This is a genomic window from Kosakonia sp. H7A, assembly GCF_003028445.1.
Taxonomy (GTDB): domain Bacteria; phylum Pseudomonadota; class Gammaproteobacteria; order Enterobacterales; family Enterobacteriaceae; genus Kosakonia; species Kosakonia radicincitans.
In genome coordinates this window covers 145,163-163,821 of the sequence record NZ_PYTZ01000006.1, presented here as the reverse complement: position 1 = coordinate 163,821, position 18,659 = coordinate 145,163, and the positions used below count along the sequence as shown (strand labels likewise).

The 18,659-nt window shown below is 51.1% G+C and carries 20 protein-coding genes; 10 read left to right on the top strand and 10 right to left on the bottom strand.

Annotated elements, in window-relative coordinates:
- Nucleotides 1–126 precede the first annotated feature (126 nt).
- A complete protein-coding gene (locus tag CWM66_RS19575; protein ID WP_007370300.1) occupies nt 127–936 on the top strand; it encodes a hypothetical protein in 810 nt (269 codons plus the stop codon).
- A gap of 42 nt (nt 937–978) precedes the next feature.
- Here the strand turns inward: CWM66_RS19575 and CWM66_RS19570 are convergent, their stop codons facing one another.
- The gene (locus CWM66_RS19570) at nt 979–2,100 is read right to left on the bottom strand and encodes a cupin domain-containing protein (RefSeq protein WP_007370299.1); all 1,122 of its coding nucleotides are present in this window, start codon (nt 2,098–2,100) and stop codon (nt 979–981) included.
- A gap of 88 nt (nt 2,101–2,188) precedes the next feature.
- Entirely contained in the window at nt 2,189–3,097 is a 909-nt protein-coding gene (locus tag CWM66_RS19565) for a LysR family transcriptional regulator (RefSeq protein ID WP_071921372.1), read from the bottom strand.
- Between the two features lie 101 nt (nt 3,098–3,198).
- On the opposite strand from CWM66_RS19565, the gene CWM66_RS19560 reads away from it, so the two are divergent.
- Nucleotides 3,199–4,266 (top strand): SDR family oxidoreductase, encoded by a 1,068-nt coding sequence (locus CWM66_RS19560; RefSeq protein WP_071921373.1) that lies wholly within the window; start codon nt 3,199–3,201, stop codon nt 4,264–4,266.
- A gap of 131 nt (nt 4,267–4,397) precedes the next feature.
- Here CWM66_RS19560 and CWM66_RS19555 read toward each other — a convergent pair whose 3' ends face one another.
- Nucleotides 4,398–4,979, bottom strand: a complete 582-nt coding sequence (locus CWM66_RS19555) for an ABATE domain-containing protein (RefSeq protein WP_107147114.1) — start codon at nt 4,977–4,979, stop codon at nt 4,398–4,400.
- A gap of 137 nt (nt 4,980–5,116) precedes the next feature.
- On the opposite strand from CWM66_RS19555, the gene CWM66_RS19550 reads away from it, so the two are divergent.
- Nucleotides 5,117–5,998 carry an alpha/beta fold hydrolase gene (locus CWM66_RS19550; protein ID WP_007370295.1) on the top strand — a complete coding sequence of 294 codons (882 nt, stop codon included), beginning with the start codon at nt 5,117–5,119 and terminating at the stop codon, nt 5,996–5,998.
- A gap of 36 nt (nt 5,999–6,034) precedes the next feature.
- Here CWM66_RS19550 and CWM66_RS19545 read toward each other — a convergent pair whose 3' ends face one another.
- Nucleotides 6,035–6,796 (bottom strand): class I SAM-dependent methyltransferase, encoded by a 762-nt coding sequence (locus CWM66_RS19545; RefSeq protein ID WP_007370294.1) that lies wholly within the window; start codon nt 6,794–6,796, stop codon nt 6,035–6,037.
- 108 nt (nt 6,797–6,904) lie between these two features.
- Here CWM66_RS19545 and CWM66_RS19540 point away from each other — a divergent pair, with 108 nt between their 5' ends.
- Nucleotides 6,905–7,684, top strand: a complete 780-nt coding sequence (locus CWM66_RS19540) for a helix-turn-helix transcriptional regulator (protein WP_035887593.1) — start codon at nt 6,905–6,907, stop codon at nt 7,682–7,684.
- A gap of 43 nt (nt 7,685–7,727) precedes the next feature.
- Here the strand turns inward: CWM66_RS19540 and CWM66_RS29120 are convergent, their stop codons facing one another.
- Together CWM66_RS29120 and cspA are read right to left on the bottom strand one after the other, a co-directional pair.
- Nucleotides 7,728–7,916: a cold-shock protein gene (locus tag CWM66_RS29120; protein WP_071532013.1), complete on the bottom strand. Its 189-nt coding sequence runs from the start codon at nt 7,914–7,916 to the stop codon at nt 7,728–7,730.
- 9 nt (nt 7,917–7,925) lie between these two features.
- Nucleotides 7,926–8,138, bottom strand: a complete 213-nt coding sequence (gene cspA / locus CWM66_RS19530) for an RNA chaperone/antiterminator CspA (RefSeq protein WP_035887590.1) — start codon at nt 8,136–8,138, stop codon at nt 7,926–7,928.
- Nucleotides 8,139–8,525: 387 nt separating this feature from the next.
- On the opposite strand from cspA, the gene uxuA reads away from it, so the two are divergent.
- The 3 genes from uxuA (at nt 8,526) to CWM66_RS19515 (ending at nt 12,386) form a co-directional block, all read left to right on the top strand.
- On the top strand, nt 8,526–9,593 hold the full coding sequence (gene uxuA, locus CWM66_RS19525) for a mannonate dehydratase (protein WP_007370290.1): 1,068 nt from the start codon (nt 8,526–8,528) through the stop codon (nt 9,591–9,593).
- A 61-nt stretch (nt 9,594–9,654) separates the two neighbouring features.
- Entirely contained in the window at nt 9,655–10,989 is a 1,335-nt protein-coding gene (locus CWM66_RS19520; protein ID WP_007370289.1) for a gluconate:H+ symporter, read from the top strand.
- A 194-nt stretch (nt 10,990–11,183) separates the two neighbouring features.
- Nucleotides 11,184–12,386 (top strand): MFS transporter, encoded by a 1,203-nt coding sequence (locus CWM66_RS19515; RefSeq protein WP_035887588.1) that lies wholly within the window; start codon nt 11,184–11,186, stop codon nt 12,384–12,386.
- A gap of 39 nt (nt 12,387–12,425) precedes the next feature.
- On the opposite strand, the gene CWM66_RS19510 is transcribed toward CWM66_RS19515, so the two are convergent.
- The 4 genes from CWM66_RS19510 to CWM66_RS19495 are packed head-to-tail and all read right to left on the bottom strand — an operon-like array spanning nt 12,426 to nt 14,415.
- Nucleotides 12,426–12,698, bottom strand: coding sequence for a GNAT family N-acetyltransferase (locus CWM66_RS19510; RefSeq protein ID WP_007370287.1), 273 nt, complete (start codon nt 12,696–12,698; stop codon nt 12,426–12,428).
- Between the two features lie 11 nt (nt 12,699–12,709).
- Nucleotides 12,710–12,940 (bottom strand): 4Fe-4S mono-cluster protein YjdI, encoded by a 231-nt coding sequence (yjdI, locus tag CWM66_RS19505; RefSeq protein WP_007370286.1) that lies wholly within the window; start codon nt 12,938–12,940, stop codon nt 12,710–12,712.
- A 38-nt stretch (nt 12,941–12,978) separates the two neighbouring features.
- Entirely contained in the window at nt 12,979–13,491 is a 513-nt protein-coding gene (locus CWM66_RS19500; protein ID WP_007370285.1) for an ATP-binding protein, read from the bottom strand.
- A 30-nt stretch (nt 13,492–13,521) separates the two neighbouring features.
- Nucleotides 13,522–14,415 carry an oxidoreductase gene (locus tag CWM66_RS19495; RefSeq protein ID WP_369878916.1) on the bottom strand — a complete coding sequence of 298 codons (894 nt, stop codon included), beginning with the start codon at nt 14,413–14,415 and terminating at the stop codon, nt 13,522–13,524.
- A 966-nt stretch (nt 14,416–15,381) separates the two neighbouring features.
- On the opposite strand from CWM66_RS19495, the gene CWM66_RS19490 reads away from it, so the two are divergent.
- Genes CWM66_RS19490 through CWM66_RS19480 form a run of 3 tightly spaced genes read left to right on the top strand, consistent with a single transcriptional unit; the run spans nt 15,382 to nt 18,385 of the window.
- Nucleotides 15,382–16,338, top strand: a complete 957-nt coding sequence (locus CWM66_RS19490) for an HlyD family secretion protein (protein ID WP_107147113.1) — start codon at nt 15,382–15,384, stop codon at nt 16,336–16,338.
- Nucleotides 16,335–17,246: an ABC transporter ATP-binding protein gene (locus CWM66_RS19485; protein ID WP_007370281.1), complete on the top strand. Its 912-nt coding sequence runs from the start codon at nt 16,335–16,337 to the stop codon at nt 17,244–17,246. Before CWM66_RS19490 ends, CWM66_RS19485 begins: the two co-directional genes overlap by 4 nt.
- A complete protein-coding gene (locus CWM66_RS19480; protein WP_079517386.1) occupies nt 17,243–18,385 on the top strand; it encodes an ABC transporter permease in 1,143 nt (380 codons plus the stop codon). The genes CWM66_RS19485 and CWM66_RS19480 overlap by 4 nt, the downstream gene beginning before the upstream one ends.
- The last annotated feature ends 274 nt before the right edge of the window (nt 18,386–18,659 follow it).

Here is an 18,659-nt window from a genome sequence, read left to right as displayed (position 1 = left end):
TTTTTTTTAGGGTAAATATTCAGCACAGCCTGTCGCACAAAGCGAAACCCTCTTTTTGTGGTTGCTGAGTTAATTTCGTCGGATAAGATATTTCTAATTTCATTATTCATTGCAGAAGGAAGAAACATGAACCTGCAAAGCATTTTGGGTAAACAGGTGCTGGGGGTACTGGCTTATTATTGCGGCGAAAAGATTACCGTTAATATTTGCGCCACTTACCCGAACAGCGATAATTCATTACGCGTTTTTTTCCATAACGGCCACCAGCTCGCCGTTGATGATTTTGCCACAGTCCATCTTGATAACCGTACCGGCGTTGACGAATTTGACGCCAACATCTCCGTATACCGTAGTTCTTACAAAGGACGGGTGATCGCCATTGATGGCGACTGGGTGGTGCTGGCGCCGCGGGAATGCCAGTTGCTGCACGGCTTTAAGAAGGTTATCGATATTAAAGAAACGGGCTATCGCTACCCGGACGATCCGCGCGCCGATACGCTGGTCCCGTTCACTACATTAACGGCATTACCGCCACTGGAAATAAAAGATCATCATAATAAAGTCGGCGTATTAATTACCCACGCGCAGGAACAACCGCATACGACGGTGCTGGCTTTTCTTTCGTCTTCAGATAACGACATATTTTTAATCACGTTCCCTGAGACATTTAAATCGAAAGTGCTGAAAAAAGATAACCGCTGCCTTTTCGCCATGGATGAGCGTGCAAATTATATTTTCGAGAACGCCATTCACTGGAATTACACCACCTTTGAAGGCCGCGCATTTTTAATTCCCAACGGCAGCCCATTATTTCTGCAAGTTCGTGAAGCGTTTATCGAGAAAAACCCGTGGGAGATGGCCTTTTTCCTGCGTGAAGATCTGGAGATGTACCACATCAAGAGCGACCATCTGGTCTGCTCCGGCGAAAGCGCCTGACAGAAAACCCTCCGCGGCCAGGCGCGGCGCGGAGGGCGTAGCTTACTCGTCGAAGAACCAGTAGCCCTGATTTACCAGCCAGGCCAGCTCTTCGGCAAAGTCCGGGTTGTCCAGCGCGTTACCCAGCTCTTTCTGCCCGATCACCGTATAACGGCACAGCGCGTCGGCGGCCTGCGGCTCGGTCGTTTCCAGGCATTCGCTGTTCACAAAGAAGCTGTCGCCGATATGGAGTACTCGCAGCCCGCTCAGGCGAGTCAGCACCTGCCCTTCCTGCAACGCCGCAACAATCTCGTCGGCGCTGTAGTCGTCCGGCTCGGGCGACACATCCAGTTCATGGCGCGGCGTGGTAATAAAGCTGCCAAACCACTGTTTGAAATGAACCGGATCGTTGATCATGTCGATCATCATGCCGCGCAGGCGATCGAGTTCATACTCTTCCACCCGCCCCGGATGTTCACGACAGGTTAAATCCGGATCGCTGTAGTGCTCGTTACCGAGATCGTTTTCCAGTGCGTAGTCGGCAAAGCTGCTGATCAGATCGCGACCGTTCGGCCCGCGAAAACCGATCGAGTAGTTGAACGCCGCTTCGTGAGTGAAACCATCGTGAGGGAATCCAGGCGGAATGTAGAGGATATCGCCCGGCTCCAGATCTTCATCAATGATCGGCTCGAAAGGATCGACGTGCAGCAGCGCCGGATGCGGGCAAAACTGGCGCATCGGCAACTTATCGCCCACGCGCCAGCGGCGGCTGCCCATCCCCTGAATAATAAATACATCGTACTGGTCGATATGCGGACCAACGCCGCCGCCCGGTACGGAATAAGAGATCATCAGATCGTCAAAGCGCCACTCCGGCAACACGCGAAACGGCTTCACCAGTTCGGCGGAAGGTGCGTGCCAGTGGTTTACCGCCTGCGCCAACAGCGACCAGTCGGTTTCGCCCAGATGATCAAACTCCTCGAAGGGGCCATGCCACGCCTGCCATTGCCCATTTTTGTGGCTGACAATGCGGCTGTCGATTTCCGGTTCCATCGCCAGACCAGCCAGTTCATCAGGCGTGATCGGATCAACGAAGTCCGGGAAGGCGCGTTTCAGAACGACAGGTTTCTTTTGCCAGTATTTTTCAAGAAATTCCGGCCAGTTCAGGTTGAGTTGGTAAGCCATGGATTCACACCAGTAAGAAGGGACACCAGCAGATTATAAAGAGCGCGACGGGTTGCCCGCCTTGTCATTGGTCAAGCGCATGCAGGACTTATGATGGCGCAATATCCAGTTGGCCCAACACCGCAAGTAACGCATCCACCTTCGGCAGTAGCTGCTTGCGTCGCGGCCACACCAGGGTCAGCGCCAGCCCCTCCGGTTGATGCTGTGGCAGGATCACTACCAGCTCGCCGCGCTGCAATTGCGTATGCACCAGCCAGGTGGGCAACTGGCCGACGCCCAGCCCGGCGCAAATCGCCTGCACCTGCGCATCAACATCGCCCAGCGCCATGCGCCAGGGCACCGTGCGCCACTCCGGATAGCCGTCGGCGGTGGTGAAGATCCAGGGTTTGCTGCTGCCATCGACCCGCTCGTAAAGGATCGCTTTATGCCGCAACAGTTGTGCCTCATCCTGCGGCATGCCTTCACGTTGCAGGTAATCGGGCGATGCGCAAAACACCATCTTTTCGCGCCCAATGTGTCGGCACCCCAGCGAGGCGGGCAGTTCAGAGGTTTGGCCGATCCGCACGGCAACGTCGATGCCCTCTTCAAACAGATCGACGAAGCGATCGGAAAAGGTCAGGCTGAGTTCGATCTCCGGGTGCTGCTGGCAAAAAGGGATCAGCAGTGGCATCACGCCCAGCCGTCCGTAAGTATTCGGTACCGCCAGCCGCAAACGACCGGAAGGGATGGTGCGGTGCGCCGCCAGCACCGATTCGGCTTCCGCCAGGTCTTCCAGAATGCGCAGACAGGTCTGGTAATAAGCCTGCCCGGCGTCGGTTAACTCCAGCCGCCGGGTGGTGCGCTCCAGCAGCCGCGAACCAAGCCGGGCCTCCAGACGGCCGATGCTTTTACTGATCGCCGATCCCGTCAGATGCAGCCTTTCGGCGGCAGCGGTAAAGCTCCCTGCTTCGACGCAGGCGACAAAGGGGATGATATCTTTAAGACGTTGGTCGCGCATAGATTCGTGAATTCAGGTCAGTAATAGTGTGAATTAATACCAGAGATAAGAAATAAATTCTTCATTAGTCTGTACTCATCACGATAGAGGAGAACATTCATATGCAGAAGAAAGCATTAATTGTCGGCATCAGCGGCGTTATTGGCCGCGCACTGGCCGAACAACTGCTCAGCGAAGGGTGGCAGGTTTGCGGATTGTCACGCGGGCGCGGCGCTGTCCCCGCAGGCTGCATCAGCCTGACGGCGGATCTGACCGATGCGGCAGCCGTGGCTGCGGCGCTTCAAACGCAGCAGCCGGATGCGCTGTTTTTCAGTGTCTGGGCACGCCAGGAAAACGAAAAAGCCAATATTCGCGTCAATGGTGCGATGGTGAAAAATGTTATTGCAGCGCTGGGTGAACGGCTGGCCGGGAAACACGTGGCGCTGGTCACTGGCATGAAACACTACCTCGGCCCGTTCGAGGCCTATGGCAAGGGCAATGTTCCGGTCACGCCGTTTCGCGAGGAACAGGGCCGCCAGGATGTGGAGAATTTCTATTATGCCCAGGAGGATGAAGTGTTCGCCGGGGCGCAAAAATATGGCTATCGCTGGAGTGTTCATCGCCCGCACAGCATCATTGGTTATGCCGTCAGCAATGCAATGAATATGGGGTTGACGCTGGCGGTTTACGCCACACTTTGTCGTGAAAAAGGCTGGCCGTTTATCTTCCCCGGCTCGCCGGAGCAGTGGAACGGCGTGTCGGACGTGACGGACGCTGGCCTGCTGGCAGAACAGCTGAGCTGGGCGGCGCAAAGCGAAAACGCGGCAAATGAAGATTTTAACGCCGTTAATGGCGATGTTTTCCGCTGGAACTGGCTCTGGCCGCGGCTGGCTGCTTATTTTGCCATTGAATCTGCGCCCTACCCGGAAAGCATGCAACCGCTGGAAGGAAGAATGCAGGATGCGCAAGCCGCGTGGACAGAGATTGCAGCGAAATACCATTTGCGCGAAGCGGATATCAGCAAACTTGCCTCCTGGTGGCATACCGACGCCGATCTTGGTCGTCCAATGGAGGCGTTCGCCGATATGAGCAAAAGCCGCAAAGCGGGCTTTACTGGTTATCGCAGCACGCTGGATGCGTTCACCGCGCTGTTCGATCGCCTGAAAGCGGAAAATATTATTCCGCGCTAAGACAATGCCCGGAGGCGCAACGCGCTCCGGGCGCAGTGTCGGCTAAGTTTGGCGAGTAAGCCGGGTTATTGATGCTGACCGTACACCTCAATATCAGCACGATTGCCGATGAAAAATTTGCTGGCTGGCTCTCAGCTTTTGGCGCGGAAACGGGCCACTTTCGCCCGGTTGCCGCACAGCGCCATGCTGCACCAGCGGCGGCGATGCGCTTTGGTGCGGTCGTAAAACCAGAGTATGCACTCCGGATGCTCACACTGGCGAACATACTCAAATTGCCCATGAGTGATTAGCTCTGCCGCCTGCTCGGCCACCGGTGCCAACGCCCGTAGCGGCGTATCCTGTTGATACAAACGCTGGATCTGCAACGCGCCTTCGGCGTCAGTATTCACCTGTAAATAGCTCTGCGCCTGCGCCAGATAATCGTTAAGCTGCGCCAGCGACGGCGTATGGCCGTTTTTTTTCTCTTCTACCAGTTGCAGGATCAACGCGCGCAACTTACGCGCTTCAGCCAGCAGCTCTCCCGGTTTAGCGATAAAGGTGTCTGACAGTGTTCCCTGCCCGCTCTGTTGCAGCCAGTTTTTGACATCCTCATCGGACTGCCAAAAGTCGTGCGTGCCTTGCTCCGCCCAGGCCTGCGTATTGATAAAGTCCAGCGCGCCTTGCTCGGCGATAAACCACGGGCCTTCGGTACCTGTTGTCGAAGGTGATGCCATTTTGCGACTCCAGTGAGGTATTTATCTCGCCATTGTAACCGATAAAATTAATTTTACACAGTTACATTAATCCACCATACTCAATCCCGACGTAACCCCTTAAATTCAATTTAAACGGTTTCAAGTGAGGTATTGATATGGCTGGCAACACCCATTTCCCTGTTCGTTATCAGTTCGTTGACGCCGATGGCGTCCGGGTTTTCTACCGTGAAGCAGGTACGCCGGGTAACCCGGTACTTTTGCTGCTGCATGGTTTTCCCAGCTCATCACACCAGTATCGAGAGCTGATCCCGCTGCTGGCGGATCGGTTCCACATCATCGCTCCGGATCTGCCAGGTTTCGGTTTTACGGAAGTGCCCGCCGAACGGAATTATGTTTACCGTTTTGATACGCTGGCTGCGACGATGGTGGCTTTTGTCGATGCGCTGGATCTGCAACGTTTTGCGATGTATGTCTTTGATTACGGCGCGCCGACCGGCCTGCGTCTGGCGCTGCATTACCCCGAACGCATCAGCGGGCTCATTTCGCAAAACGGTAATGCCTATCTGGAAGGATTAGGGGATGCATGGGCGCCAGTACGCGCTTACTGGGATGCACCCACAGCCGAAAACCGCCAGGCGGTGAATGATGCGATTTTGCATTTAGAAGGCACGAAATGGCAGTATCTGCACGGCGTTAGCGATCCTGCGCAGGTTGCGCCAGAAGGTTACCAACTGGATGCCCTGTTGATGGAACGGCCCGGCAATAAAGCGATCCAGTTGGATCTGTTTCTGGATTATGCCAATAACCTGAAACGTTATCCGGAATTTCAGGCTTTCTTCCGCGCCTGGCAGCCACCAGCGCTGATTATCTGGGGCAAACACGATCCGTTCTTTATTCCGCCGGGGGCTGAAGCCTGGAAACGCGATAACCCAAACGCAGTGGTCGAACTGCTCGATACTGGCCACTTCGCGCTGGAAACCCATGCCGGTTACATCGCACAACGCATTCGCGAAGTCATCGGCGAGGCGCTGGGCTAAGGAAAGTGTGCGCCCACTTATCGTGGGCGCAGATTGTCAGGCCTGAGTCTGGAACATGATGGTGTCCGACGTAAACGAGCCATCTTCGCCGATCAGGAAGTGCTGCTTCACCTCTTCCGACGTTTGCTGTTGCAGAAAGCGAATTGCCGCACGCAATACTTCCGGCGTTTTCATGCGTTCAACCCATGAGTTGTATTCCAGCGCCAGGCGATCGGTTAACAGCTTATCGACCGTCATCCCGCTCTGCTGCGTCATTTGCAGCCACTCCGCCGCCGAGTAGTTGCGCACGTGAGACGGATCGCGCAGTACTTCGATAGTTTGCAGCCAGATATCCAGCACCGGACGGCCCGGCGAGGCGATATCCATTAAGATAAATTTACCGCCAGGCTTCAGCACACGTTTCACCTCACGCAGCGCCAGCGCAACATCATGCCAGTGATGAGCAGAGTAACGGCTGATCACCACATCAAACGCGCCATCGGCAAAGGGCAATTGTTCCGCCGCGCCATGTACCGTGTTGATATTGCTCAGTTGACGATCGCGGGCCGCCTGGCGCACCACGTCGAGCATTTTTTCCGACAGATCATAAGCCGTCACTTCACGGACGACGCCAGCCGCGACAAAACTGGCATGCCCGGCACCGCAGCCCAGATCCAGAACTGCGGCAGCAGGATTTTCACTGAGCCACTCCGCCAGCCGCACCAAATCTGCGCCCTGCGCGTGAACCTGGCTGGTGAGGTAGGCCTGCGCCTGGTCGCCAAACTGTTGTTTCGTTAATTCATGATGATTGACCGCCATTCTCTTGTTCCTTTTTTAGCACGACAAAAATTTGCTCTTTGCCGACTATACGACCCTCTTTATAGGGGTACAATATGGCTACTTATACTGGTATTAATGAGTACCACCATGGAAAATACTCTCTTTGCCGGGCCAAAAACTCTCGGCGCCTTTTTACGTGCACAGCGGGAAAAAACCGCGCCGTCCGATATTGGCCTGCCGGCGCAAGGTCGGCGGCGCACCCGCGGATTACGCCGGGAAGAAGTGGCGCAGCTCAGCGGTATCAGCACCACCTGGTATACGTGGATTGAACAGGGGCGCGACATTGTCGTGTCGCCGCAAACCTTGTCCAATATTGCTGGCGTATTAAAAATGACGCAGGCGGAGCGGAAGTATCTGTTCCACCTGGCGCTGCAAAACGATCCGCAGGAAGAGCATGTCATTACCGTGGAAGAATCGGTGCTGGCGACGGTGAATCAGGTGCAGTGCCCCTGTTATTTGCTGGATGTAACCTGGAATATGGTAGCGTGGAATACGCCCGCTGAAGCGCTATTTAGCGGCTGGCTGGATAAGGATACCCAGCCGAATATGATGAGTTTTATGTTTCGTCATCCCCTTGCGCAAACGCTGGTGGTTGACTGGGAGACGCGCGCCAGCCGGATTGTCGCAGAATTGCGTGCCGATGCGATGCACTATCCGCACGATCAGGGATTGAATCATTTAGTGCAGAGTCTGAGTAACGACAGCGAACTGTTTCGCACTTTCTGGTCGCGCCAGCAGGTGGTGGTGCGCGAAGGCGGCGAACGCGTTTTTCATCATCCGCAGCAGGGGGAGCTGCATTTCCGGCAGATGACCTGGCAATTAACCAGTAATCGCGCGATCAAAATGATTATGTTAATGGCGGAATAATGCAGAATAAAAAAAGCAGATCAGAAATCTGACCTGCTTTTTTTTATTTACGGAATTCGACAGTATTCGAACCGGCCTGGAAAAACGCGGCGATATTATCAAATGTGTTCATTGCAGATTTGCAAAAAATACATTTAGCACCGACCGGGTTTTTCTCAGTGACATCAAAACTGGAAATTCGGTATTGCGACCCGTGGCAGCACGGGCAGCGAAAATGGATACGATTCGTAATGGTAAATCCTTAGCGCGGAACCACGTTGGCCGCAGCCGGACCTTTCGGGCCGTTTTCGATAGTAAATTCAACCTCTTGATTTTCTTCAAGAGTACGGTACGCATTGCTCTGGATAGCAGAGAAATGTACGAATACATCTTTGCTGCCATCTTTCGGAGTAATGAAACCGAAGCCTTTCTCAGCGTTGAACCATTTAACGATACCGTTCATTTTAGTAGACATGCTTGTTACCTTCTTTTTTGTTCGCCGAATACGGCAGTAATGGTCTGAGACATTATTTTTTATCAGAGTGTAAAGCGAAGACCCAAAAAGAAGTAGCAAGGAGGTACTTAGAGATGAGAAAGACTTTAGTGAACTACTGGAGATAATGATTTATCAAACCGACGACGCATTAACTCATGGCCGCACTTATTTCGCAAGCGTTAATTTTAAAAAATTTGTCAGCGCCCTTTTTCACCAACATAACCAAACACATCGGGCACTCTCCTGCCAGCAACCGCAAACCAAACGGCTTATGTGTGAAGCAGATCGCAAAACCAGGCACAGGCAAACGTTACTATAAATACTAGTATGGTAGTTGAATGTTTTCTTTTAGAGGTGGCAATGAGCATGCAAATGACAATGCGCTGGTTTGGGCCAGTTGAAGACAAAATCCCACTGGAATATATCCGCCAGGTACCGGGCGTCGAAGGAGTAGTAGGAGCGTTGTACGATGTGCCGGTAGGTGAAGTATGGCCAAAAGAGAAAATCAACGCGCTTGCCGGGCAAGTCCGTGATGCCGGGCTTAAGATGGAGGTCATTGAAAGCGTTAATATTCATGACGATATTAAGATCGGTCTCCCCAGCCGCGATCGGCTGATTGCCAATTACCAGCAAACCATCCGCAACCTTGCAGAAGTAGGGATAAAAGTCATCTGTTACAACTTTATGCCAGTTTTTGACTGGATGAAGACCGAGATGAATTACGTGCTGCCGGATGGCTCGCTGACGATGGCGTTCGAAAAGAAAGGCATCGATAAAACGCTGGATGAAGTGGTTAAAGAGGTGCTGGAAAATTCCAACGGCTTTGCGCTTCCGGGTTGGGAACCAGAACGTCTGGCGAAAGTACAAGAGCTGTTTGCCAAATATAAAGATGTTGATGACCAGAAATTACGTGAAAACCTGGTTTACTTCCTTGAGCGCGTTATTCCGGTCTGTGAAGAAGTCGGTATTAAAATGGCGATTCATCCGGACGATCCGCCGTATTCTATTTTTGGTCTTCCGCGCATCGTTAAAAATCGTGACGATCTCGACTGGATTTGTAATGCAGTCGATTCTGAAGCCAACGGTATTACTTTATGTACCGGTTCGATTGCCGAGGATCCCGAAAATAACGTGTGCCAAATCCTGGCCGAATTTACACGCCGAAAACGTATTCACTTTGCGCACGTGCGCAATATCAAACTGATTAAAGATAAAGATTTCTATGAATCCGCGCACTTATCCCGCTACGGTTCGCTGGATATGTACGAGGTCATGAAAGCCTTGCATGACAACGGGTTTGACGGTTACATCCGTCCGGATCACGGGCGTTTCATCTGGGGCGAAACCGGTCGGCCAGGCTACGGTCTTTACGATAGGGCGCTCGGCGTAACCTATTTACACGGGCTCTGGGAAGCACTCGAAAAACAAAACTAATTTTATTCGGGCCGGTGGTTCCACCGGCTTTTCTTGATAGCCAATCCGTAAGGTATTCTCTATGTCCCCGCTGTTAGCCTTATTCTGGGTGCTGGTAGGTATTGCACTTCTGGTTCTTATGAACCTGAAATACAAATTTCACAATATTTTCGCGCTACTGATTGCAGGTATATTTGTCGCAATCATGGAAGGTATTCCACTCGATAAAATTGTGTCTGTCGTTCAGGACGGTCTGGGCAGTATTCTCGGCCATCTTGCACTTATTATTTTGTTCGGCGCGATTATCGGTAAATTTATGACCGAATCCGGTGCCAGCCAGAGGATTGCCGATAGTGTTATTGAGCACTGCGGCACACGTTTCCTCACCGTCGGTTTGATGTTTATTGGCGTGATTTTCGGCATCGCCATGTTTTATGAAGTCGCTTTCCTGATTGCCATGCCACTGGTATTAAACATCGCCAAAAAAGCCCATATTCCCTATATGAAACTGGTTGTGCCAACGGTGGTCGGCGCAACCATGGGGCACAGTTTGTTCCCACCGCAGCCAGGACCGGTCGCGCTGATCAGTGCGTTTAATGCCGATATTGTGCAGGTCTATCTGTATGGCATCCTGGTCATTATTCCGGCGCTGTTTTGTGCAGGTATTTTATTACCGAAATATTTACCGGGAATCAAAACGATCCCGCTAAATTCACTGCTAAAACCCGTGGAGGAAAAAACAGCCCAGGATCTGCCGCCGTTTAGCATCAGTATTTTGATTCCGCTGATCCCGGCGGTACTGATGATTGTGGCCTCGCTGGTAAAAGGTCTGATGCCCGCTGGCTCGGAGCTGGTAAAGGTCTGTGTTTTTTTCGGCAGCGCGGAAATCAGTATGCTGCTTGCAACGCTTGCGGCAATCTGGTTTCTCGGCATTAAGCGCGGCATGACGCCGGACGGAGTAACCCATTGCGTCAGCGATGCGATTGCTAAAATTGCCAACGTCCTGTTTGTGATTAGCGCCGGAGGGATCCTGAAGCAGGTGATTGTGGTTTCCGGCGTTGGCAATCATATCGTGGACATTATGAGTAACGTCCCGCTGTCACCGTTTATCGTGGCGTGGATCATCACGGCCATCATCCGTATTCTGACCGGGCAAGGCGCCGTTGCGGCGATTACCTCCGCAGGCATCGTCGCGCCGATGGTCAGCGCTTTTCATTTAAACCCGGCGTTGATGTGCCTGGCTGTCGCCTGCGGCAGTAACACCATTACGCTGATGTATGACGGCGGCTTCCTGCTGTTTAAAGAAACCTTTGGCATCTCCATGAAAGATACCTTTAAAACCTGGGGGCTGCTGGAACTGATTAACTCGGTTGTCGGGTTAGGCATGGTGCTGCTGCTTAGCCTGTTTATCGCCTGACGTTTGCACTTAGGGGAAAAGGGAAGTCCCCATCACAATAACCTGCCCTTCTCATTCGCCATTCGGGATGCTACGTTTATCAGCAATAACATCCAACCCGGCCAGCCAATGTAACGACATCTCGTTGTAAACACACTTTTTTCATCGTGCAGCGCATGCTGTACGCAGAGTTCTGTTTGCCTGAGATGTTAACAATGAAGACGTTATTGATGGTATTAGTGCAGGCACTACGCCAGCACCGCTGGCTGTGCCTTTTCGGCTGCGCGTATATTTTCTCTTCTGTCGGTAATGGGCTGACGCAGACCATTATTCTGGGCCAGCTTCTGCGCTGGCACGCCTCTCCAGCGACACTCACGCTCACCTATATGCTGGCGACGTTGCCTGGTTTTTTTGGCAGCCTCCTCGGCGAGCGTTTATGCCGCCATGTTTCACCGCTGCGTTTACTGCTGCTAAGCGAGCTGGCGGGACTGGCCGGTTTACTGCTACCACTTTACGGTCTGCTGGCACACAGCATCCCCGCGCTTCTGGCTTTGCAATCCATCGAAGCGTTTGTCGCCGGGTTATCCTGGCCCGCCATGAGCCTGGTGTTCAAACGTGGTTTAAGTACTGCGGAACTGCCCGCGGCGACCAGCATGGAGACCGTGATCTTCGCCGCGCAGGTTCTGCTCGGAACCGGGATTGGCGTTTTGCTGTTCGGCAGAATGTCGCCGCTCGTCCTGCTCGGCATCGATGCCACAAGTTTTGTGTTGGCGATCGCACTGTTAGGCATCACCTCTCGCTATTTACGGTTGCCCCCGGGGGATGCAGAAGAGATGCGTCACAAAGTGAGCTGGAGCAGGTTATCCACCTTGCAGCAACGAAGCCTGCTTATGTTGCCTGCTCTTGCCGCCGTTGGCGCGCCTGCGATGGCACTCTTGCCCGCGCTGATACAGCAAATTCAGCCAGATACCGCCGCCGGGCTGGCGCTGCCGCTAATTTTTGCCCGCAGCCTGGGGCAACTGTGCGGTCCACTACTGCTGAAGGCCAACCGGCTGGAACAGTACGCCGCAAGTAATCGTTATCTGCTCTGTTGCCTGCTGGCTTTTCTTGCCGCCTATTGTCTGTTGCCGGGATTATCGGCATGGACGGCTGCTGCGCTGGTGATGATCTTTCTGGCGCATCTGGCGTCGAATGTCGTATTCGCTCTTGGAACCTTCAGTTTGTTGCATACATTCCCGGAAGAGTCGGTCTCTGCCGCCAGCGCAAAAGCGTGGCGCTGGCAGGCGATGAGTGCGGCTCTGGCAACGCTGACGGCGGCGTTTTTGTCCGAAAAATGGGGAGCAGCACAAGCGTTATACAGTGTGTCGTTTATGGCGCTGGTGCTGGTAATGGCCGTACTGATTCGCTACCGACGGTAACGATGAAGGGTGTGCACCGGCTAACACCGGTGCACATTTTTATGCGCGGATATCGTCATATTCACGAGTGTTATCAAACTCGTGTTTGGCAAACGGGCACAGCGGAATAATTTTACGGTTCTCGGCCCGCATTTTTTCCACCACGCGCGCCACAAGCTGTTTACCCACGCCTTGCCCTTTCAGGCTGGGATCAACATCAGTGTGTTCAATAATACTGAGATGTTCGCCCGTCGGCACAAATACAATCTCGGCAACCTGAACGCCCTGGGCGTCGTTGACGTAAAATTTGTTGTGACCTTCCAGTATTTCCATCTTTTTCTCACTCAGTTATGGCGGTATTTGAGCGCACCGCTTGGGCAGGTATCAATCACGTTGATCACCGTCTCAACATCCACTTCGTCCGGAATGATCCACGGTTTACGTTTCAGGTTAAAAAGCTTCGCATTACCGCGTACACAGTTTCCTGAGTGCTTACAAATGGCCGTATTGAAGTAAACATCAATTTTTTCACCGGTATACACGCGATAACCCGCGTCCAGTAGATCTTTATCCACGACATTGCCTCCGCTGTTTTTATCGGGTGTTGAAGACATCATAACCTTGTTACGGGATTGTGAATATCGTGACGCAAGATATGAAATCCTTCTTCAGCACCCGGCTCAACAAAGTAGCGGGTGATCGCTTCAAACTGTGCATCAGAAGCAGCAAAATCATGGTTACCCGCCGCATTCCGCCGCCGCAATCGCGCTTTGCACTCCTCGTCAGCCACCGGCAAATAGTGCAGGCAATGCGCTGCGCCCGAAGTGTGAATCAAAGACATCATCCACTGGCGACTGGCAAGCGTATTAGCAGGAAAATCCAGCACGACGCTGACACCCGCTTTAAGCAGTGCAACGGTATGCGGACCGATAGCGCTCCTGAGTTTTTCCGAGTAGTGAACGTAGTCCCCTACGCTGCTCATCACATCCTTAAACAGCAACGCCAGCCAGCGATCTTCACTTAAGAGCACGGTGCCCGGTGTTTTTGCCAGCCCAGCGGCAAGCGTTGATTTACCGGACGCAATTTTGCCGCACAGGATATGCAGAGTTGGTGCAGAATGCGCCATCGTTTCTCCTTTATATATACGCGACTTTTATCAACCTGGCCCGTCGCTGGCCGCCGCAAGCAAGGGCACAATCAGATCGCTTAACGGCGTTGGAATACCCTGCTTCCGCCCGTACCGCTGTATAACGCCGTTACGGATATCCCACTCAAGCACTCGTCCGGCCTGGCGGTCAGCGAGAATAGAGGTACCCAGATCCGCCGGTGCACGATGAAAAACATCAACGATCTCCTGCGGCACGTCATCACTTAATACCGCACCTTCCGCACGCGCCACCGCAAGACATTCGCGTAAATAAGCTAATGCCACCTCTGTGATATCGGAGCGTGAAAACATTCCGGCGCGACGCCCTGACAGCACCATCAAGCCCGCAACCGCATTCTGCAACAACTTGCGCCATGCAATAGAGGTGAAATCAGCAGCGAGATCGACTTCACAGCGCGTGCCCTGCAACACCTCGACCACACGTTGGGCCGCTGGCGTATCAGGCAATGTCAGGCGCGGCTTAGCACGCAGCCAGACAGAAGCATCGGGTTCTCGCTGCGCAGGAAACCATACCACTGATGGCAGAATCGTCGCACCTGCAACATAAGCGGCAAATTGTAATTTCTGCTCAACGCCATTTTGTAACACGCAAACCACCGTATGCTCGTCGCACAAAACATTCAGCCAGGCCGCGGTGGCGTCCAGTTGCGTTGTCTTCACTGCGACAAACACCAGATCAAACGGCTGTTTGATTTCGGCAGGCTCGGTCAACACCGGGCCCGGCACAATAATGCGCCCCTCGTCAAAACGTAATTCGAGCTGAGGATGCGCCGTACGTCCACAAATTACAGGAGTTCGACCTACTTCGTGCAGGGCCGCAACCACAGTCGTTCCGATGGCCCCCGGCCCAATGAGGGCCACTTTAGGATTTTCAGAAATCATGAACTTCCTCCAGATGATCTTTCACTGCCCTTGCGTCTGTATAAAAGGATGAAAAACAATACCACCGGCAATCAACGCGGTGACAGATGCTCTGCTTATCACGCTCAAATCGGCATTGTCTGGTGGTTATGAATACCCTTAATCTAATACAACTTTTTTACAAGTTTACGCCAGATGCTCTCAGCCGCCCCTTGTTTCGATAACGCGTCAAAGGCCTGTGGTCAGCAATGGGCTCATGACAGGATAGAGAGAAAAGCGTCAACAACATATTCGTATTTATTACCCATTCATTTGCTCGAAAAAATCTTAATTATTAGTTCTTAAAACCTCATAACCAATTACAGACAAATAATTAAGAACCATTTAAAAAATCATATCAGTTTAGATTTGTAAAATATTCGTAACTATATAAAATCATGATAGAAAAAACGTCATAATAAACATCTGCGCATCATTCCAGTATGTCTGTAAATGCTGTGAATGAAGTTTAATTTAATTGATCTCGTTACTCCGCCTGTAATATCATCCTGGTATTGCAACAGCTAAATTGTTACCTACTCTGTTTTTATTGATGTCGAAAACAGAGCTTGTCCCTATTGACATTTGACAAGGAATATATTTGTGGGAGTATTCAATTACAAAGATCATGGAGAAGAAGAAACAGCGCATTATTTTATAACACACTGATAATGTTAACAAAGCATGACAATAATACGGATGATGGTTTCGCTGACAACCTGGGGTTTTATGTTCCCACGAACAACCTTTGTTACGGATTGATGGAGCGCAGAGTGGCTCACTTTTATTGAGTATCGACGCTCACGCTCCCGACCTTGATTCGGAATCTATGTTAATTGAAGCGATGAATAACTCAGACTGGCCCGCAGCATCTGAAAAAAATCGAATAACATTACCAGTCTGAATAATACACCTAACATTTACTGAATTTATGAAATAATTAATGCCATGAAACTTTTTTCTCATAAAATGACCGCCATATATTGTATGGCATTGGTTTTTATCACTGGTTGCCGTGATGAAAATAAAAAAAATCTGCAAGGGTATATTGAAGGTGAATTCGTCTATATTTCGTCTGAAAGTTCCGCGCTGATTTCAAAAGTGATGGTTAAGCGTGGCCAAAATGTAGCTGCAGGACAAACGTTGATTGTTCTGGATGATGATTATGAAAAAAAACAGGTCGAAATAGCGAATCAAACGCATGCAAGCGAGGTCTCGACTCTGGCCGATCTGGGTAAAGGCGGTCGCGATACCGAACTGGAGATTCTGAAAGCACAGCTCTCACAGGCGCAACATGACGCCGAAGTGTCCCGTTCGAAATTTGGCCGCTACCAGAAGCTGCAATCCAAAGGCTACGTGTCCGAGCAGGAACTTGAGCAGTCCGAGGCAGATAACAAAATGAAATGGGACAGAGTGCAGGAATTGACCTCCCAACTGAAAAATAAATCCCTGCCTTCGCGCGCCGATCAAATTGAGGCTCAAAAGGCCAGAGTGGAAAGTTCTTTATTACAGGTCAAACAGAGCCAAATCGCGCTGAACAAACGCATTTTACGCAGCGCCGGTAGCGCCAAGGTTTACGACATTATGTATCACACTGGCGAAGTGGCCTCACCTGGCGCGCCACTCATCTCATTACTGCCGGAAGATACCATTAAAATCCGCTTTTTTGTCCGCAACCCTCAGCTTTATAAAATCACGCAGGGTATGCAAATCGCAGTCAAAATCGAAGGCCGTGAAGAACCGGTGCCAGCAAAAGTGACCTATATTTCGCCCAAAGCCGAATTCACGCCACCGGTTATTTTCACCTCTGCGCACAAAGAGCGAATGGTCTTTATGATCGAAGCGATGCCGATCGAACCGGATGAAAAGCTCCATCCGGGTCAGCCCGTCGAGGTCATATTATGATGGATTATTGCATCAAACTTCAGAACGTGAATAAGTCATTCGGCTCCAGGCATGTCGTGAAAGATCTCACGCTGAATATCCCTACCGGTAAAATCACCGGTTTTCTCGGGCCAAATGGCAGCGGGAAAACAACAGCAATGCGCATGATGTGCGGGCTACTGAAGCCGGACAGCGGTTCAGGTAGCTGTTTTGATTTCGATATCTTTAAGCAGCGAGAGTCCATTAAACCGATGATCGGTTATATGACGCAGTATTTCTCACTGTGGGAAAATCTTACGGTCCGGGAAAACCTGCTATTTCTGGCCAAAATACGGAATATTCCCCAACCGATAAAACGCGTCGAAGAGCTTATTAACGAATTTGCTTTACAGCGCTTTCGGGATGTTCTGACGCACCATTTATCCGGCGGCTGGAAACAACGCGTCTCGCTCTCGGCCAGCATCTTGCACGATCCGAAGATAATATTGCTGGATGAACCGACGGCGGGTGTCGATCCCTATGCCCGCCGGGAATTCTGGAAAATTTTGCATTATCTTTCCAGCAAAGGCATGACGATTCTGGTCAGCACGCACTATATGGACGAGGCTGAACGCTGTAACCATCTGGCGTGGATGTCCTATGGTAATTTGCTGGCTTCTGGTTCGGCCGAAAGCATTATTCAATCCCAGGGGCTGACAACATTCGCTATTAAAGGTCCGAATCTGCACGATCTGGAATACCGCTTCAGCGATATCGACGAGATCGAACAGACAGTGATCTTCAGCAACACGCTGTTTGTTACCAGCAAACAGAGCAACACACTTAATACTATTGTTGGCGCCTTGCCCGATAACTACCACGTTGAAAAAACTGCCACCACACTTGAAGATTCGTTCGCACATTTGATGAAACAGGCTGTACCAATATGAATAAATTAAAATTGATATACGAGCGCGTCATGGCAATTATCGTGAAAGAGCTCTTCGAGCTACGCCGCGATAAGGTCAGCTTGCTGATGATCTTTGCGATTCCGTTAATCAACCTCTGTATTATTGGTTTTTCGGTAAATACTGACCCTAAATTTGTACGCACCGCGCTGATCGATCACGACGTCTCTTCCTTCAGCCGTACGCTGGTAACCGGGATGACCAATACGGATTATTTTGCCATCCAGCGGGTTACCAGTGAGCAAGAGGCCGATAAGCTATTTCGTGAAGGTGCAGTGCAGTTGGTCGTCATTATTCCAGCCGGGTTTTCCAGAGATCTCATCGCCGCCAGGAAGCCACAGCTGTTAGTCCAGACCGATGCCAGCGATCCCGCTGCCACAGCAAACGCTACACAGGCACTGACAACATTGCTTAACGATGTGTTCAGACACGATACGAAAAACTTACCGGGTCTGCAAAAAGAGAACATACAGTTGGTCGATGTTGTAGTGCATAAACTCTATAACCCGGAGGGAATAACCCGTCTAAATATTGTACCAGGGCTTGCGGGGGTCATACTCTCCATGATCCTGATTCTGATGACCAGTCTTTCCATCATTCGTGAAAGAGAGAAAGACTCCATCATGCACATCATCAATTCGCCAGTCACCGCATGGGAAATCATGCTGGGTAAGGTTTTCCCCTATTTTTGTGTTGGTCTGTTACAAGCTGCGTTTATCGTTATGATGGCGGTTTATGTCATGGATGTTCCGATCATGGGATCGTTTATTTCCCTGGCATTGCTGCTAACGATCTTCATCATTCTCTGTCTGGCAATCGGCGTCATATTTTCTACGGTCACGAAAAGTCAGCTCCAGGTGATGCAACTGGCTTCATTTTACTTTTTATTATCAACCATGCTTTCCGGTTTCATGAACACGTTCTATGGCATGCCTTTCTGGTCGCAACTGTTGGGTTCAGTGCTTCCGCTCACATATTTTTTACGCCTTGTCAGAGGGATTATGCTGAAGGGTTACGCTCTGAATGAAATGGCGCCTGATTTCATGTCGCTGTTATTTCTTACCGTATTCTTATCGTTACTCTGTTGCATTCTTTTTCATCGTGTAGTTAAAAAGCTCTAGATCATCATTCGTAAACGCATTATCTGCTCTTATTTTTTCCCGTCCATAATATGGTTGTGTGTTTAGCACGCCGGTCAATAATGTAGAAAAGAACTCAAGCATCCGTTATGAAAATACTTATCGGATGCCTGGCACTCGTCCAGCCTCCCTTCTATATCAGGCCATCAAATCACACTTATCACCTCTTCAGTTATCACACGAGCTTCATCACTTGCCTTTTTAACAAACTATGAATAGCCGCAAATCAAAATTACCCCAGTCAAACAAAATCATC

What these genes read in the sequence shown, in the direction of transcription:
- CWM66_RS19545 (WP_007370294.1), bottom strand. Translation starts at nt 6,796, where the DNA reads ATGGCGGTCAATCATCATGAATTAACGAAACAACAGTTTGGCGACCAG.
- CWM66_RS19485 (WP_007370281.1), top strand. Translation starts at nt 16,335, where the DNA reads ATGATGGATTATTGCATCAAACTTCAGAACGTGAATAAGTCATTCGGC.
- cspA (WP_035887590.1), bottom strand. Translation starts at nt 8,138, where the DNA reads ATGTCTACTAAAATGAACGGTATCGTTAAATGGTTCAACGCTGAGAAA.
- CWM66_RS19555 (WP_107147114.1), bottom strand. Translation starts at nt 4,979, where the DNA reads ATGGCATCACCTTCGACAACAGGTACCGAAGGCCCGTGGTTTATCGCC.
- CWM66_RS19495 (WP_369878916.1), bottom strand. Translation starts at nt 14,415, where the DNA reads ATGATTTCTGAAAATCCTAAAGTGGCCCTCATTGGGCCGGGGGCCATC.
- CWM66_RS19540 (WP_035887593.1), top strand. Translation starts at nt 6,905, where the DNA reads ATGGAAAATACTCTCTTTGCCGGGCCAAAAACTCTCGGCGCCTTTTTA.
- CWM66_RS19550 (WP_007370295.1), top strand. Translation starts at nt 5,117, where the DNA reads ATGGCTGGCAACACCCATTTCCCTGTTCGTTATCAGTTCGTTGACGCC.
- CWM66_RS19575 (WP_007370300.1), top strand. Translation starts at nt 127, where the DNA reads ATGAACCTGCAAAGCATTTTGGGTAAACAGGTGCTGGGGGTACTGGCT.
- CWM66_RS19500 (WP_007370285.1), bottom strand. Translation starts at nt 13,491, where the DNA reads ATGGCGCATTCTGCACCAACTCTGCATATCCTGTGCGGCAAAATTGCG.
- CWM66_RS19490 (WP_107147113.1), top strand. Translation starts at nt 15,382, where the DNA reads ATGAAACTTTTTTCTCATAAAATGACCGCCATATATTGTATGGCATTG.
- CWM66_RS19570 (WP_007370299.1), bottom strand. Translation starts at nt 2,100, where the DNA reads ATGGCTTACCAACTCAACCTGAACTGGCCGGAATTTCTTGAAAAATAC.
- CWM66_RS19520 (WP_007370289.1), top strand. Translation starts at nt 9,655, where the DNA reads ATGTCCCCGCTGTTAGCCTTATTCTGGGTGCTGGTAGGTATTGCACTT.
- CWM66_RS19560 (WP_071921373.1), top strand. Translation starts at nt 3,199, where the DNA reads ATGCAGAAGAAAGCATTAATTGTCGGCATCAGCGGCGTTATTGGCCGC.
- uxuA (WP_007370290.1), top strand. Translation starts at nt 8,526, where the DNA reads ATGCAAATGACAATGCGCTGGTTTGGGCCAGTTGAAGACAAAATCCCA.
- CWM66_RS19515 (WP_035887588.1), top strand. Translation starts at nt 11,184, where the DNA reads ATGAAGACGTTATTGATGGTATTAGTGCAGGCACTACGCCAGCACCGC.
- CWM66_RS19480 (WP_079517386.1), top strand. Translation starts at nt 17,243, where the DNA reads ATGAATAAATTAAAATTGATATACGAGCGCGTCATGGCAATTATCGTG.
- CWM66_RS19510 (WP_007370287.1), bottom strand. Translation starts at nt 12,698, where the DNA reads ATGGAAATACTGGAAGGTCACAACAAATTTTACGTCAACGACGCCCAG.
- CWM66_RS19565 (WP_071921372.1), bottom strand. Translation starts at nt 3,097, where the DNA reads ATGCGCGACCAACGTCTTAAAGATATCATCCCCTTTGTCGCCTGCGTC.